Below are 15,329 nucleotides of genomic sequence, written 5' to 3'. Positions count from 1 at the left end.
CCGCGGGGACGGCTCAGAACGGGTACCAGCGCACGGTCTCGTCCCCGTCCCGCAAGGACGCCACCCGGCGGCGGAACTCCGCCAGCGCCCGGGGGTTGCCCGGGGCGTGCTGGGCGACCCAGGCACAGCTGGCGGTCTCCCGCGCCCCGCGCAGCACCGCACAGCCCTCCCACTCCCGCACGTCCCAGCCGTAGGTCCCGGTGAAGGACGCGTACGCCTCGTCCGGCAGCCCGTAGCGGTCGTGGGCGAGGGCCATCACCACCAGGTCGTGCTCCCGCAGGTCCGACGAGAAGGTCTCCAGGTCGATCAGCACCGGGCCGTCGGGCCCGACGTGCACGTTGCGCGGCAGCGCGTCGCCGTGGACGGGCCCGCGCGGCAGCCGGGGCGTCAGCGCGGCGGCGGCCGCCGCGAAGCCGTCGCGCCGCTCGCGCAGATACGCCGCGTCCGCCGGGTCGATGGCGTCGCCCGCGAGCCGCAGCCAGCGCTCCACGCCGTCCAGCAGCGCGCGGGGCGGCAGGACGAACGGGGGAGGGGGCAGCGCGTGCACCTGCCGCAGCAGCACGGCCACGTCCTTCGGCTCGGCGGGCCGCACCGGCTCCGGCAGCCGGTGCCACACGGTCACCGGATGCCCCTCGACCAGCAGCGCCTCGGACACGGCCGGCCGCACGGCGGGCACACCCTGCTCCGCCAGCCACCCGGCGACCGCCAGCCCGCGGCGGGCCCGCTCCAGCAGTTCGGCGTCCCGGCCCACCTTGACGGCCAGGTCCCCGGCGGCGAACACCGCGTTCTCCCCGAGCGCCAGCAGCCGCGCGTCCCCGGCACCCCGGGGCAGCACCCCCGCGGTGTCCAGAACCTCCCGCGCCCGCGCCTCGTCCATCGCTTCCGCCTCCGTGTCCGTCTCGGGCCCCGCCGGGCGCCGCCGTCCGGCCGTTCGCGGTCAGTCTCGCATTCGCACAGGTCGGGTGGTGCGCGTGGGCCCTTGACGTGCGGTGCCGCGTTCACGACCATGACCGGGCCCACTCCCACCGTGCGAAGGGGCTGATGCCGTGGCGTCGGTGACCGAGGCGAGGAGATCGGAGTCCCGCGCGCCCGGCCCGGGCCGCCCCGCGCGGCGTGCCGTCGACCACGGCCCGTGGTTCCTGGTGCTGCCCGCGCTGATCCCGATCCTGGTGCTCAGCGTCGGCCCGCTGCTCCACGGCGCCCTGCTGGCCTTCACCGACGCCCAGTCCGGCCGTACCGAGCCGACCCGCTGGATCGGCACCCTGAACTTCCAGGACCTGCTCCAGGACACCCTGTTCTGGGAGTCGTTCCGCATCGGGCTGGTGTGGGCGGTCGGCGTGACGGTCCCGCAGTTCCTGCTGGCGCTCGGCCTCGCCCTGCTGCTCGACCAGGACCTGCGGCTGCGCTGGGCGGCGCGCGCCCTGGCGATCGTGCCCTGGGCGATGCCCGAGGTGGTCGTCGGCATCATGTGGCGCCTCACGTACAACCCGGACGCCGGCATCCTCAACGAGACCCTGCGCGACCTCGGGTTCGGCGGCGACCGGGACTGGCTGAGCGGACTCGCCACCGCCCTGCCCGCGGTGATCGTCGTCGGCGTGTGGGCGGGCATGCCGCAGACCACGGTGGCGCTGCTCGCCGGACTCCAGAACACCCCGCGCGAGCTGCACGAGGCCGCCGCCGTGGACGGCGCCGGCGCCTGGCGCCGCTTCCGCACGGTCACCTGGCCGGCGCTGCGGCCCGTCGCCCTCGCCATCACGGCGCTCAACCTCATCTGGAACTTCAACTCCTTCGCCCTCGTCTACGTGCTGACCAGCGGCGGCCCCGGCGGACGCACCCGCCTGCCCATGCTGTTCGCCTACGAGGAGGCCTTCCGCTACGGCCAGTTCGGTTACGCGGCGGCGATGGGCTGCGTGATGGTCGCCGCGGTCTCGGTCCTGCTCGCCGTGTTCCTCGCCGGCCGGCTGAAGGGAGGTGACGCGCCGTGAGGACCCGTCCCGCCGCCCGCGCCGGCCAGTACGCGGCCCTGCTCGCGTACCTGGTCTTCCTGGCCTTCCCGCTCGTCTGGCTCGCGTCCACCGCGTTCAAGCCGCCCACCGAGCTGGCCGGACTGCACCCCACCTGGATCCCGCAGGACCCCACCCTCGCCAACTTCCGCCAGGCCTTCGACGAGCAGCCGCTGCTGCGGGCCGCCCTCAACTCCCTGCTCACCGCGTCCGCCGCGGCCGTCGTCGCGGTCGCCGTGGCCACCCCGATGGCGTACGTCATGGCCCGCCACCGCGGCGCCCTCGTGCGGGCGGTGACCGGCTGGGTGGTGGTCAGCCAGGCGTTCCCGTTCGTGCTGCTGATCATCCCGCTGTTCCTGGTGCTGAAGAACCTGCGGCTGATCGACTCGCTGCCCGGTCTGGTGCTGGTCCACGTCGTCTGGGCGCTGCCCTTCGCCCTGTGGATGCTCACCGGGTACGTCCGCGCCGTGCCGGCCGAGCTGGAGGAGGCGGCGGCCGTGGACGGGGCCGGGCGGCTGCGCACCCTGGTGTCGGTGACCGCGCCGCTGCTCGCGCCGGGCATCGCCGCGACCGCGCTGTTCGCCTTCGTCACCGCGTGGAACGAGTTCTTCTTCGCCCTCGTCCTGCTGAAGACGCCGGAACAGCAGACGCTGCCGGTGCTCCTCACCCGCTTCATCGGGGCCGAGGGGGTCGCCGACCTCGGCCCGCTGGCAGCCGCCGCGTTCCTCGCGACGCTGCCCTCGCTGCTGGTGTTCGCGCTCATCCAGCGCCGGATCACCGGCTCCCTGCTCGCCGGGGCGGTGAAGGGCTGATGACACGGACGGCGCCTTCCCGGGCCCGCGTCCTCGTCGCGGCCCTCGTCCTCGCCCTGCTCCTCGCGGGCTGCTCCTCCGGCGGCGCCCGCGAGGACGGCCGGATCACCCTGCGCTTCCAGTCCCTGGCCTGGCAGCAGGAGTCGGTCGAGGCCACCAAGGACCTGGTCGAGGAGTGGAACGCCTCCCACCCCGACGTCCGCGTGGAGTACGTCCAGGGCAGCTGGGACAGCGTCCACGACCAGCTCCTCACCTCCTTCGAGGGCGGCGAGGCCCCCGACATCGTCCACGACGCCGCCGACGACCTCGCCGACTTCGCGTACGGCGGCCACCTCGCCGACCTCACGGAGCTGCTGCCCGAGCGGCTGACCTCCGACATCCCGCCGCTCGCCTGGGAGTCCGTCACCTTCGGCGACGGCGTCTACGGCGTCCCCTTCCTCCAGGAGCCGCGCGTCCTCGTCGCCGACGCCGCCCGCCTGAAGGAGTCCGGCGTCCGCGTCCCGACCCCCGCGCACCCGTGGAGCTGGGCGGAGTTCCGCGAGGTGACGAAGGAACTGTCCGGCGACGGCGGGTACGGGGTGGCCTGGCCCCTCAAGGAGCCGGTGTCCGCCACCCTCAACCTCTCCCTCTCCGCGGGCGGCCGGCTCTTCCACCGGGGCGCCGACGGGAAGGTCACCGTGCGGTTCGAGGAGGGCGACGAGGTCGTCCCGCGCACGATCCACGAGCAGGTGAACACCGACCGCAGCGCCTCGCCCACCACCCTCGGCAGCGGCGGCTCCGACACCCTGCCCGGCCTCTTCGCGGGGAAGTACGCGATGGTGCCGCTCGGCTTCTCCTACCGCCAGCAGATCGTCCAGCAGGCGCCGGAGGGCTTCGAGTGGCAGGTGCTGCCCGCGCCGGCCGGGGCCGCCGGACCCGCCCAGGGCGTCAGCCCGCAGACCCTGTCCGTCGCCGAGGACTGCCCCCACAAGAGGGAGGCGGTCGCCTTCCTGGACTTCCTGCTCCAGCCGCGGAACATGGTGCGTCTCGCGCTCGGCGACTGGATGCTGCCCACCGGCCGCCGGGCCCTCGCCGACCCGGCCCTGCGCGCCCCCGAACACGGCTGGGCCACCGGCACGGCGCTCGCCGCCCACCTGCGCCCGGCGCCGGCCCGGTCCGTCCGGGGCTACCCGGAGTGGAAGGACAAGGTCGCCACCCCGGCGCTCCAGGAGTACTACAGCGGCGCGATCGGCCTCGGCGAGCTGCGGGAACGCCTGGAGAAGGACGGCAACCTGGTCCTCGCCCGCTACCAGCGCTGAGCCCTCCCCGCGAGGTCGCCGCCCGGCCGGCGGGATGCGCGGGCACGGCGGCCCGGGCGGCGGTGAACGGACCGGTGAGCGCGGCGTACCGCTCCGGTGCGAGTCGTCCGGGCCGCCCGGCACGGCTCGCGCGCCGATCACGCCGACGGCGAGGGCGACAACGAGTTGCACGAGACGTGCCGTCTTGCCTACGGTCGCCGTATGACCGCTCCCGCGCACATCGCCATGTTCTCCATCGCCGCCCACGGGCACGTGAACCCCAGCCTCGAGGTGATCCGCGAGCTGGTGGCGCGCGGACACCGGGTGACCTACGCGATCCCGCCGCTCTTCGCCGAGAAGGTCGCCGGGACCGGCGCCGAGCCCAAGCTGTGGAACTCCACCCTGCCCGGCCCCGACGACGACCCCGAGGCCTGGGGCACCACCCTCCTCGACAACGTCGAGCCCTTCCTCGCGGACGCCGTGCAGGCGCTCCCGCAGCTCATCGAGGCGTACGAGGGCGACACCCCCGACCTCGTGCTGTACGACATCACCGCCTACCCGGCCCGCGTGCTCGCCCACCGCTGGGGCGTGCCCGCCGTCTCCCTCTCACCGAACCTCGTCGCCTGGGACGGTTACGAGAAGGAGATCGCCGAACCGCTGTGGGAGGAGCCGAAGAAGACCGAACGCGGCAAGGCGTACTACGCCCGCTTCCGGGCGTGGCTGGAGGAGAACGGGATCAGCCTGCACCCGGACGACTTCGTGGGACGCCCGGACCGTTCCCTCGTGCTCATCCCGAAGGCGCTCCAGCCGCACGCCGACCGGGTCGACGAGCGCGTGTACTCCTTCGTGGGCGCCTGCCAGGGCGACCGGAGCGCCGAGGGCGACTGGCGGCGGCCCGCCGGGGCGGAGAAGGTCGTCCTGGTGTCGCTCGGCTCGTCCTTCACCAAACGGCCCGCCTTCTACCGGGAGTGCGTCGAGGCGTTCGGCCGCCTGCCCGGCTGGCACCTGGTGCTGCAGATCGGCAAGCACGTCGACCCCGCCGAGCTCGGCGACGTACCGCCGAACGTCGAGGTGCGGTCCTGGGTGCCGCAGCTCGCCGTCCTCAAGCAGGCCGACCTGTTCGTCACCCACGCCGGTGCGGGCGGCAGCCAGGAGGGTCTGGCCACCGCGACCCCGATGATCGCCGTGCCGCAGGCCGTGGACCAGTTCGGCAACGCGGACATGCTCCAGGCGCTCGGCGTGGCCCGGCACCTGCCCGCCGAGGAGGCGACCGCCGAGGCGCTGCGCACCGCCGCCCTCGCCCTGGTGGACGACCCGGAGGTCGCCCGCCGCCTCAAGAGCGTCCAGGCGGAGATGGCCGAGGAGGGCGGCACCCGCAGGGCCGCCGACCTGATCGAGGCCGAGCTGCCCGGACGCGGCTGACGGCACGGGGCCGACGGCACGGAGCTGACGGCACGGGACCCGACGGCACGGGAAGGGCCCGGCGGTGGCAGCCGCCGGGCCCCGGTTCGTGTCCGCGCCGGTCAGACCGGCACCTTCTCGCCCTCGTCGTCCCTCGCCCGCGGCGTCGGCGTCGGCGCGGGCGCCGCCGGCGCCTCGTCGTGGGTCAGGTCGGGCAGCCGGTGCAGCCACTTCGGGAAGTACCAGTTGCGCTCGCCGAGCAGCGCCATCACCGCCGGGAGCAGCACGCCCCGGATGACCGTCGCGTCGATCAGCACCGCCGCCGCCAGGCCCACGCCCATCTGCTTCATGGACTGCATGGACAGCGTCCCGAAGATCGCGAACACGGCGACCATGATGACCGCGGCGCTCGTGACCACGCCGGCCGTGGTGACCACCCCGTGCCGGATCGCGTCCCGCGTCTGAAGGCCCCGCGCCCGCGCCTCACGGATCCGGGACACCACGAACACGTGGTAGTCCATCGACAGGCCGAACAGGATCACGAAGAGGAACAGCGGAAGCCAGCTGATGATGGCGCCCACGCCCTCCGCGCCCACCAGGGACGCGCCCCAGCCGTGCTGGAAGACCGCCACGAGGATGCCGTACGCGGCGCCCACCGACAGCAGGTTCAGCACGATCGAGGTGACCGCGACCGTCAGCGAGCGGAACGACAGCAGCATCAGCACGAAGGCGAACACCACCACGAACGCGAACACCGGGACCACCGAGCCGACGAGCTGGTCGTTGAAGTCCTTGTTGCCCGCCACCTGACCGGTGATCGGCGCCTCGACCCCGTCGACCTCGCCCAGCGTCGCGGGCCGCACCTCGTCGCGCAGCTTCTCCAGGCTGGCGCCCGCCGCGTCCTGGTCGGAGCCGCCGACCAGCGGCACGTAGACGAAGGCCAGGTTCTGCCGGTCGTGCAGCTTGATCTCGACCGGACCGCGCGAGGCGCCCGAACCGACCGCCTGCTCACGGAAGTCGGCCAGCGCCGCCTTCACCTCCGGCGCGTTGATGTCGTCCGCCTTGACGACCACCTCGGCCGGCTCCGAACCGCCCGGGAACGCCTCGTTGACCCGGTTGTACGTCTGCACGATCGGCAGCGAGTCGCCGAACTCCTGGTCCAGGGTCAGGTTCTCGGTCTTCATGCCGAGCGCGGGCGCGGCCACCGCGAGCAGGGCGCCGGTCGCCACGACCACCGACAGCACCGGCCGGGCGAGGACCCGCTTCAGCACGGCCGACCAGAACCGGCTGTCGTTGCCGGCGCCCGTCCGCCGGCGCAGGAACGGCACCCTGCCCTTCTCGACCCGTTCGCCCAACAGCGACAGCAGCGCCGGCAGGACGGTCACGGAGCCGACCATCGCCACGCCCACCACCATCAGCGAGGCCAGGCCCATCGCCTCGAACTCGGCGATCCCGGTGAACAGCATGCCCGCCATCGCCACGCACACCGTGACACCGGAGACGACGATCGCCCGGCCGCTGGTCGCGGCGGCGATCCGCAGCGCCGTCCGCGCGTCCCGTCCCGCCGCCCGCTCCTCGCGCTCCCGGCGCAGGTAGAACAGGCAGTAGTCGACGCCGACGGCCAGACCCACCAGCAGCATCACCGAGTTGGCGGTGTCGCTCATCGGCTGGAGGTGGCTCACCAGGCCCATCAGGCCCATCGTCGCGATGATCGCGGTGATCGCCAGCGCGACCGGCAGCAGCGCCGCCACCAGCGCGCCGAACGCGATCAGCAGGATGCCGAGGGCGACCGGCACGGCCGAGTACTCGGCCTTCTTGAAGTCGTCGCCGAACGCGTCGTCGAACGTCTTCATCATGCTGGCGCCGCCGATCTCCTCGATCCGCAGCGACTCGTGCTCCTTCTGGACGTCCGCCACCGCGTCCAGCACCGGCTGGATCCGCTCACCGGCCGTCCGCGGGTCGCCCCGCACGTCGAACTGGACCAGCGCGCTGCGCCCGTCCTTCGAGACCGTGCCGCTCTCGTACGGCGAGGTGACGTCCGTGACCTCGCCGGTCCCCTCCACGGCCGTGACGACCGCGGCGACCGCCGACCGGAACGCGGCGTCGGTGGACGTGAGACCGCCGTCCTTCGCCTGGACGAGCACGGTCTCCGAGGCCGGCTCCTCGATCCCGGCCTCCTCGACGATGCGGGCCGCGGTGCTGGTCTCCCCCTTGAGCTGCTCACTCTCCTCGACGTCGACCCGGCCCGCGGCCGAGCCGAGCCCCATCGCCAGCACCACGAACAGCACCCAGATGCCGACGGCCGCCCAGCGGTGCCGGGCGCTCCAGCCGCCGGCCCGGGCGGCGAGCCCCCGTACCCGCGCGTCTCCGTTCCCCATGACGGGTTCGCTCCCTCGTGTGCGGCAGCGACCCCCTGCCGCCACCTGACGTTCCGAAGCTATGGGCCGGGCGGGCGCGTCTCGTCGTGCTGTCCGGTGAAGCCGCGGGGCCCGCACTCATCCCACCGGCCCGGCCCCCCTCCCCACTGGGGAGGACGTGGCCCCCTACACATGTCCGGGACACCGGGGGACGGTGGATCAGGGCCGGGGCCGGGGACCGGACATCGGAGCCGGTGAGGGCCGCGCGTGCGGCACCGGATCCCGCGTCGCCACGTCACAGCAGCGTCTTCGGGTTGCTCCGGGCCCGGCCCCGCCGGCCGGAGCGGCGGGGCCCGCCGTGCGCGGGCCCCGGCCGTCGTGCCCGCCCCCACGGGGCACGACGGCCCCACTACAGTCGGGACCATGGCGACGAGATACGCGGCGCTGCTGCGCGGCATCAACGTGGGCGGCGGACGGAAGGTCCCGATGGCCGAGCTGCGCGGCCTGCTGGAGAGCCTCGGTCACGAGGACGTGCGCACGTACCTGCAGAGCGGCCAGGCCGCGTTCACCGCCGGCCACGGCGACGAGGAGTCGCTGGCCGCCGAGCTGTCCGGGGCGCTCGCCCGGCGGTTCGGCTTCGACGTGGACGTGATCGTGCGCGACCACGCCTATCTGAAGGGCGTCGTCGAGGCCTGCCCCTTCCCGGCCGGCGAGCTGGAGCCGAAGCAGCTCCACGTCACCTACTTCTCCGCGCCCGTCACCGGCGAGCGGTTCGCGGAGATCGACCGGCAGGCGTACCTCCCGGAGGAGTTCCGCCTCGGCGACCGCGCTCTCTACCTGTACGTCCCCGACGGCCTCGGCCGCTCCGAGCTCGCCGGCCACCTGTCCAAGCCGCGTCTGAGCAAGGGCGTCGTCGCCACCAGCCGCAACTGGAACACGGTGCGCAGGCTGGTGGAGATGACCGGGACCTGAGCCGCCCGGCTCAGGCGCCCAGCGTCTGGAGCGACGGCGTCCGCGCCGCGTCGTAGCGCTCCAGGAGCACCCGGGCGACCTCCGGCGACGGGCCCAGCACGTCCGCCAGGACGTCCGCGCCGGCCGCGCCCCGGGCGATCCGGTCCGGCAGCCGGCCCGGCGCCAGCACGTACGGCGCGACGGCGACGCGGGGGCAGCCGAGTTCCCGCAGTTCCCGCACCGCCTGTTCGGTGCGGGGAAGGGATGCGGAGGCGAACGCAGGCCGCACGGCGCACCAACCGGTGTGCCGCCACTCCCGCGCGACGTCTGCGATCACTGCGATCGCCTCCGGGTCGGAGGACCCCGCCGAGGCCAGCACGACCCCGGTCGAGGGTTTGTCGGCGGGCGTCAGACCCGCCTCGTACAGCCGGCGCTCCAGGGCCGCCAGCAGCATCGGGGACGGGCCCAGCACCTCGGCCTGGCGGATCCGCAGCCGCGGCGGGGCCTCGGCCAGCACCGCGGGGATGTCCGCCTTGGCGTGGAAGGCGCGGGTCAGCAGCAGCGGCAGCGCGACCACGTCACGCACCCCCTCCGCGTCCAGGGACTCGAGCACCGCGCCGACGGACGGCACGTTGAAGTCCAGGAACCCGGTCTCCACCCGCAGGCCGGGCCGCTGGGCGCGCACCCGGCGCACCAGGTCGTGCACGGTCGCGGCGTGCCGCGGGTCACGGCTGCCGTGGGCGACGACGAGAAGGACAGGACGACGCAGCATCATCCGCACCTCAGCTCTTCACCAGGAGTCCGCGGGTGCGCAGGACCCGTCGTTCGAGGGGGCTGAAGATCAGCAGGTCGATGGCGATGCCGACGGTGAGGATGAGCAGGATCGCCTCGAAGACCATGGCCATGTCGCTGGCGTTGCGGCCGTTCTCCAGGAGCTGTCCGAGGCCGACGCCGAGGTCGGGGAAGGAGGCGATGATCTCGGCGGCCATGAGGGAGCGCCAGGAGAAGGCCCAGCCCTGCTTCAGTCCGGCGACGTAGCCGGGGAGGGCGGCGGGCAGGGTGATGTGCCAGGTGCCCTTGAGGCCGGTGGCGCCGAGGGTGCGGCCGGCGCGCTGGAACAGGGGCGGGACCTGGTCGACGCCGGAGAGCAGTCCGTTGGCGATGGAGGGGACCGCGCCCAGGAGGATGACCGCGTACATCATCTGGTTGTTCAGGCCGAGCCAGATGACGGCGGGCGGGACCCAGGCGACCGAGGGCAGGGACTGCAGACCGGACAGGATCGGGCCGATCGCGGCGCGGATCAGTCTGACGCGGGCGAGGAGGAGACCGAGGGGGGTGGCGATGAGCAGGGCGAGGCAGAAGCCGAGCAGGCCGCGGGAGACCGAGGTCCAGATGTAGCCGAGGAGTTCGCCCTGCAGCCAGGCCTTCTCCAGCACGCGCCAGACGTCGGCGGGCGCGGGCAGCTTGGTGGGGTCGTCGACGACCTTGAAGGTGATCAGGGACTGCCACACGGCCAGCACGAGCGCGACGGCGACGACCGGGGGGAGGACCTTCTGGGTGAGGGTCTGCCGCAGCGGCTTGCGGGTGGTCTGCACCGTCTCCAGTGCGTCCAGGCCCGCTTCCAGTCCGGCGAGATCGCCGGTGTCCTTGGGAGTGGTGTCAGTGCTGGCCATGTCGGCGGATCTCCCCACGGAGTTGCTCGGTGATCTCGACGGACAGCTCCGCCACGGCGGTGTCCTCGATGCGGCGCGGGTGCGGGATGTCCACGGTCCACTGCCGGGCGATGCGGCCGGGGCGTGAGGACAGCAGGATCACGCGCTGGGCGAGGCGGACGGCCTCGCGGACGTTGTGGGTGACGAACAGGACCGACAGGCCGGTCTCGCGCCAGATGCGGGTGAGTTCGTCGTGCAGGACGTCGCGGGTGATGGCGTCGAGCGCGGCGAACGGCTCGTCCATCAGCAGCAGCCGGCTCTCCTGGGCGAGGGCGCGGGCGAGGGCGACGCGCTGGCGCATGCCGCCGGACAGCTCGTGGACGCGCTTGCCGTGGGCGCCGCCCAGGCGGACCAGCTCCAGCAGCTGTTCGGCGCGCTCACGCCGTTCGTTCTTGGGCGCGCCGCGCAGTTTCAGGGCGAGTTCGATGTTCTTGCCGGCGGTGAGCCAGGGGAACAGGGCGTGTTCCTGGAACATCAGGGCGGGGCGGCCGTCGGTGGTGATGGCGCCGGCGGAGGGCCGGTCGAGGCCGGCGACGAGGTTGAGCAGGGTGGACTTGCCGCAGCCGGAGGCGCCGAGGAGGGTGACGAACTCGCCGGGGGCGACGTCGAGGCTGATGTCGTCCAGCACGAGCTGTTGCCCCGCGGGGCCCGCGAAGGACTTCGAGACGTGCTCGATGCGGGCCGCGTGCGTGGCCGACTGCGTGCCGTCGGCGGCCTTGGCGAGGGTCGTGGCCATGGTCGTCACCTCCTGGGAAGCGTGCGGGGTCAGGGCTGGACGCCGAGTCCGGCGTCGTCGACGGCGGGCCGGCCGGCCGCCCGGAGGACCTTGCCGAGCAGGGAGAGGTCGTAGATCCCCTTCAGGTCCGGCTGCTCCAGCAGGCCCGCCTCGACGGCGTGGCCCGCCTGCGCCTTGAGGGTGGATGCCAGCGGGTCGTCCAGGAACGTGATCGACTCCCAGGCCGGGTCGAGCACCTCGGCGGGCAGCGGCTTGCCGGTGTCGGCCGCGAGCCGCGCGTTGGCGGCCTCCCTGGCCTCCTCCGGGTGGGCGTTGATCCACCGGTTGGACTCGACGGACGCCCGCAGCACCGCCTCGACGGCCTTGGGGTGCTTGTCGAGGAACTCCTGGCGGACGACGATGTTCGTGATCACGAACCTGCCGCCCGGCCACAGCGACGACTCGTCCAGCAGCACCTTGCCGCCCTGCGCGACCAGCCGCGACGCGGTCGGCTCGGGCACCCAGGCTCCGTCCACGGAACCGGACCTGAAGGCGTCGGGAGTGACCTTGTTGTCGCTGCGCACCACGGTGACGTCGCCCTTGCCGCTCTGCGGGTCGACCTTCCAGCCCTGCTCGGCGGCCCAGTTGAGGAACGCCACGTCCTGTGTGTTGCCGAGCTGAGGGGTCGCGATCCGCTTGCCCTCGACATCCTCGACGGACTTCACCTTGTCGGGGTTCACGACCAGCTTCACGCCGCCGGACGCCGAACCGCCCACGATGCGCAGGTTCTTGCCCTCCGCCTTGGTCCAGCCGTTCACCGCGGGGGAGGGGCCGATGAACGCGACGTCCAGGGAACCGGAGTTGAGCGCCTCGATCGCCGACGGGCCCGCGTTGAACACCGCGTACGTCGCCTCGGTGCCCTTGAGTTCCTTCTGGAAGAACCCCTTCTGGGCGCCGACCAGGGCGGTGCCGTGGGTGAGGTTGCCGAAGTAGCCGATGCGGACGGAGTCCAGACCGTCGGTCCTCGGACCCGAGGCGACCTGCGCGGTGTCGGTGTCCTTGGCCTGGGACCCGTAACCGCAGGCGGCCAGAGCCGGCAACGGCAGCATGGCCGTCACCGCGAGGGCGCGGCGCAGGGCGGTCGTGGCAGGCAAGGGGGACGTTCCTCTCGGTGGCGGCCGGCGGTCACGCGGTGGTCGCGCGGCCGGGCCGTCGGCGGGCTCAGGGCAGTACGGAGGCGGCGGGAGGCCGGCGGGCGGTCAGAAGTCCCACCCGTCGTCGTCCGCCTCGTCGACGACCGGGCCGGGCGAGGCGAAGGACTCGCCGACCATGCCCGCGGTCAGCGTCGTCCCGTCGCCGGGGTCGATCAGGATGAAGGACCCGGTGCGGCGGGAGTCGGCGTAGGTGTCGGCGGGCAGCGGTTCGGCGGTGCGGAGGGTCACCCGGCCGATGTCGTTGGCGGTGAGCCGGCCCGGGTGCGGGTGCAGGGACAGGTCGTCCAGCGTCAGCCGGGACGGGATGTCCTTGACGATCGCCTTGACCGTGCGGGTGCCGTGCTTGATCAGCACGCGGTGGCCGACCGTCAGCGGCTCGTCGGCGACGTGGCAGACGGTCGCCTCGAGGTCCTGGGTGGTGGCCGGCGCGTCCTTGCTGGGCACGATCAGGTCGCCGCGGGAGATGTCGATGTCGTCGGCGAGCAGCAGCGTCACCGACTGCGGCGTCCAGGCCACGTCGACGGGCTCGCCCAGCAGATCGATGCCGGTGACCGTGGTCGAGCGGCCCGACGGGAGCACGGTGATCTCGTCGCCGACCCGGAAGGTGCCGGCGGCGATCTGCCCGGCGTAGCCCCGGTAGTCGGGGTGCTCGGCGCTCTGCGGCCGGATCACGTACTGCACGGGCAGCCGGGCGTGGCAGCGGGTCAGGTCGTGGCTGACCGGCACGGTCTCCAGGTGCTCCAGCACGGTGGGGCCGCCGTACCAGTCCATGTGGGCGGACGGCTCCACCACGTTGTCGCCGACGAGCGCCGAGATCGGGACGGCGGTGACCTCGGGGACGCCCAGCTCGGTGGCGTACGCCGTGAACTCCTCGGCGATCGCGGCGAACACGGGCTCCTGGTAGTCCACCAGGTCCATCTTGTTCACGGCGAGCACCACGTGCGGCACCCGCAGCAGCGCGGCGATCGCCGCGTGCCGGCGGGTCTGCTCGACCACGCCGTTGCGGGCGTCGACCAGGATCACCGTCAGTTCGGCGGTCGAGGCGCCGGTGACCATGTTCCGCGTGTACTGCACGTGGCCGGGGGTGTCGGCGAGGATGAACCGCCGCCGGGGCGTGGCGAAGTAACGGTACGCCACGTCGATCGTGATGCCCTGCTCCCGTTCGGCGCGCAGCCCGTCGGTGAGCAGCGCGAGGTCGGGGGTGTCCTGGCCGCGGACGGCCGAGGCGCGTTCGACCGCTTCCAGCTGGTCGGCGAGCACGGACTTGGAGTCGTGCAGCAGCCGGCCCACCAGGGTGGACTTGCCGTCGTCGACGGAGCCGGCGGTGGCGAACCGCAGCAGGGTGGTGGCCGAGAGCTCCTCGGTCGTGATCGTGCTCATGCTTAGAAGTACCCCTCGCGCTTGCGGTCTTCCATCGCGGCCTCGGACAGCTTGTCGTCGGCGCGGGTGGCGCCGCGCTCGGTGAGCCGGGACGCGGCGATCTCCGTGATCACCTTCTCGATGGTGTCGGCGTCGGAGTCGACCGCGCCGGTGCAGGACATGTCGCCGACGGTGCGGTAGCGCACCAGGCGCTTCTCGACCGTCTCGCCGTCCTTCGGGCCGCCCCACTCGCCCGCGGTCAGCCACATCCCGCTGCGCTTGAACACCTCGCGCTCATGCGCGTAGTAGATCTCCGGCAGTTCGATGTCCTCGCGGGCGATGTACTGCCACACGTCCAGCTCGGTCCAGTTGGACAGCGGGAACACGCGCACGTGCTCACCGGGGGCGTGCCGGCCGTTGTAGAGGTTCCACAGCTCGGGGCGCTGGCGGCGGGGGTCCCACTGGGAGAACTCGTCGCGCAGCGAGAACACCCGCTCCTTGGCGCGGGCCTTCTCCTCGTCGCGGCGGCCGCCGCCGAACACCGCGTCGAAGCCCTGCTCGCGGATGGTGTCGGTGAGCGGGAGCGTCTGCAGCGGGTTGCGGGTGCCGTCCGGGCGCTCCTTGAGGACGCCGCGGTCGATGTAGTCCTGCACGGAGGCGACGTGCAGCCGCAGCCCGTGCCTGGCGACCGTGCGGTCGCGGTAGTCGAGGACCTCGGGGAAGTTGTGCCCGGTGTCCACGTGCAGCAGCGCGAACGGCACCGGCGCGGGCGCGAACGCCTTCAGCGCCAGGTGCAGCATGACGATGGAGTCCTTGCCGCCGGAGAACAGGATCACCGGCTTCTCGAACTCACCCGCCACCTCACGGAAGATGTGCACGGCCTCCGACTCGAGGGCGTCCAGGTGCGAGAGGGCGTACGGGCTGTCCGTACCCTCCTCGACGGTGGTGGCGACGGTCGTCATGCCAGTCCCCTTTCGCTGAGCACGGCGTGGACGGCCGCCGCGGACTCCTGCACGGTCTGGTGCTGCGACTCGATGCGCAGATCGGGCTTCTCGGGCTCCTCGTACGGGTCGTCGACGCCGGTGAGCCCGGTCAGCTCACCCGCCGCCTGCTTGGCGTACAGGCCCTTCACGTCACGCACGGAGCACACCTCCACGGGCGTCGCCACGTGCACCTCGACGTACGGCGTGCCGTTCGCCTCGTGGCGGGCGCGGACGGCCTCGCGGCTGTCGGCGTACGGGGCGATCACCGGGACGAGCGCCAGCACGCCGTTGCGGGCGAGCAGTTCGGCGACGAAGCCGATGCGCTGGACGTTGGTGTGCCGGTCCTCGCGGCTGAAGCCGAGGCCCGCCGAGAGGAACTCGCGGATCTCGTCGCCGTCGAGCACCTCGGTGGGCCGGCCCTGTTCGCGCAGCCGGGCGGCGAGTTCGTGCGCGATGGTGGTCTTGCCCGCACTCGGCAGACCCGTGAGCCAGACGGTGGCTCCGGTCGTCACGTGGTTCTCCTGGTTCGTCGAAGGCGCGGTCAT

At 73.1% G+C, this 15,329-nt stretch carries 14 protein-coding genes; 5 read left to right on the top strand and 9 right to left on the bottom strand.

The window, feature by feature from the left end; translation table 11 throughout:
* Positions 1-13: 13 nt before the first annotated feature.
* The gene (locus ACIQ8B_RS14290) at positions 14-877 is read right to left on the bottom strand and encodes a phosphotransferase enzyme family protein (RefSeq protein ID WP_106411862.1); all 864 of its coding nucleotides are present in this window, start codon (positions 875-877) and stop codon (positions 14-16) included.
* Positions 878-1,046: 169 nt separating this feature from the next.
* On the opposite strand from ACIQ8B_RS14290, the gene ACIQ8B_RS14285 reads away from it, so the two are divergent.
* From ACIQ8B_RS14285 to mgt, 4 genes are all read left to right on the top strand, one after another.
* The gene (locus tag ACIQ8B_RS14285; protein WP_403546882.1) at positions 1,047-1,985 is read left to right on the top strand and encodes a carbohydrate ABC transporter permease; all 939 of its coding nucleotides are present in this window, start codon (positions 1,047-1,049) and stop codon (positions 1,983-1,985) included.
* Positions 1,982-2,815: a carbohydrate ABC transporter permease gene (locus tag ACIQ8B_RS14280; RefSeq protein WP_290007548.1), complete on the top strand. Its 834-nt coding sequence runs from the start codon at positions 1,982-1,984 to the stop codon at positions 2,813-2,815. The genes ACIQ8B_RS14285 and ACIQ8B_RS14280 overlap by 4 nt, the downstream gene beginning before the upstream one ends.
* Positions 2,815-4,113 carry an ABC transporter substrate-binding protein gene (locus ACIQ8B_RS14275; protein ID WP_403546879.1) on the top strand — a complete coding sequence of 433 codons (1,299 nt, stop codon included), beginning with the start codon at positions 2,815-2,817 and terminating at the stop codon, positions 4,111-4,113. Before ACIQ8B_RS14280 ends, ACIQ8B_RS14275 begins: the two co-directional genes overlap by 1 nt.
* Before the next feature lie 201 nt (positions 4,114-4,314).
* A complete protein-coding gene (gene mgt / locus ACIQ8B_RS14270) occupies positions 4,315-5,514 on the top strand; it encodes a macrolide-inactivating glycosyltransferase (protein ID WP_290007546.1) in 1,200 nt (399 codons plus the stop codon).
* A 101-nt stretch (positions 5,515-5,615) separates the two neighbouring features.
* Here mgt and ACIQ8B_RS14265 read toward each other — a convergent pair whose 3' ends face one another.
* Positions 5,616-7,871: an MMPL family transporter gene (locus tag ACIQ8B_RS14265; protein ID WP_403546877.1), complete on the bottom strand. Its 2,256-nt coding sequence runs from the start codon at positions 7,869-7,871 to the stop codon at positions 5,616-5,618.
* Between the two features lie 402 nt (positions 7,872-8,273).
* Between ACIQ8B_RS14265 and ACIQ8B_RS14260 the strand changes: the two genes are divergently transcribed.
* The gene (locus tag ACIQ8B_RS14260) at positions 8,274-8,822 is read left to right on the top strand and encodes a DUF1697 domain-containing protein (RefSeq protein WP_403546875.1); all 549 of its coding nucleotides are present in this window, start codon (positions 8,274-8,276) and stop codon (positions 8,820-8,822) included.
* A gap of 10 nt (positions 8,823-8,832) precedes the next feature.
* Here the strand turns inward: ACIQ8B_RS14260 and ACIQ8B_RS14255 are convergent, their stop codons facing one another.
* From ACIQ8B_RS14255 to cysC, 7 genes are all read right to left on the bottom strand, one after another.
* Positions 8,833-9,573, bottom strand: coding sequence for a sirohydrochlorin chelatase (locus ACIQ8B_RS14255; RefSeq protein WP_403546873.1), 741 nt, complete (start codon positions 9,571-9,573; stop codon positions 8,833-8,835).
* Positions 9,574-9,583: 10 nt separating this feature from the next.
* Entirely contained in the window at positions 9,584-10,474 is an 891-nt protein-coding gene (locus ACIQ8B_RS14250; RefSeq protein WP_290007538.1) for an ABC transporter permease, read from the bottom strand.
* Positions 10,461-11,249, bottom strand: coding sequence for an ABC transporter ATP-binding protein (locus tag ACIQ8B_RS14245; RefSeq protein WP_290007537.1), 789 nt, complete (start codon positions 11,247-11,249; stop codon positions 10,461-10,463). Before ACIQ8B_RS14245 ends, ACIQ8B_RS14250 begins: the two co-directional genes overlap by 14 nt.
* Positions 11,250-11,278: 29 nt before the next feature.
* Positions 11,279-12,382, bottom strand: coding sequence for an ABC transporter substrate-binding protein (locus ACIQ8B_RS14240; RefSeq protein ID WP_403546870.1), 1,104 nt, complete (start codon positions 12,380-12,382; stop codon positions 11,279-11,281).
* A 105-nt stretch (positions 12,383-12,487) separates the two neighbouring features.
* Positions 12,488-13,822: a sulfate adenylyltransferase subunit 1 gene (locus ACIQ8B_RS14235; protein WP_290007535.1), complete on the bottom strand. Its 1,335-nt coding sequence runs from the start codon at positions 13,820-13,822 to the stop codon at positions 12,488-12,490.
* A gap of 2 nt (positions 13,823-13,824) precedes the next feature.
* A complete protein-coding gene (gene cysD, locus ACIQ8B_RS14230) occupies positions 13,825-14,763 on the bottom strand; it encodes a sulfate adenylyltransferase subunit CysD (protein ID WP_290007533.1) in 939 nt (312 codons plus the stop codon).
* On the bottom strand, positions 14,760-15,329 hold the full coding sequence (gene cysC / locus ACIQ8B_RS14225; RefSeq protein ID WP_290007531.1) for an adenylyl-sulfate kinase: 570 nt from the start codon (positions 15,327-15,329) through the stop codon (positions 14,760-14,762). The genes cysD and cysC overlap by 4 nt, the downstream gene beginning before the upstream one ends.

This window comes from Streptomyces sp. NPDC096105, from assembly GCF_044763335.1.
Classification (GTDB): domain Bacteria; phylum Actinomycetota; class Actinomycetes; order Streptomycetales; family Streptomycetaceae; genus Streptomyces.
This window is presented reverse-complemented; position numbering and strand designations above follow the sequence as displayed.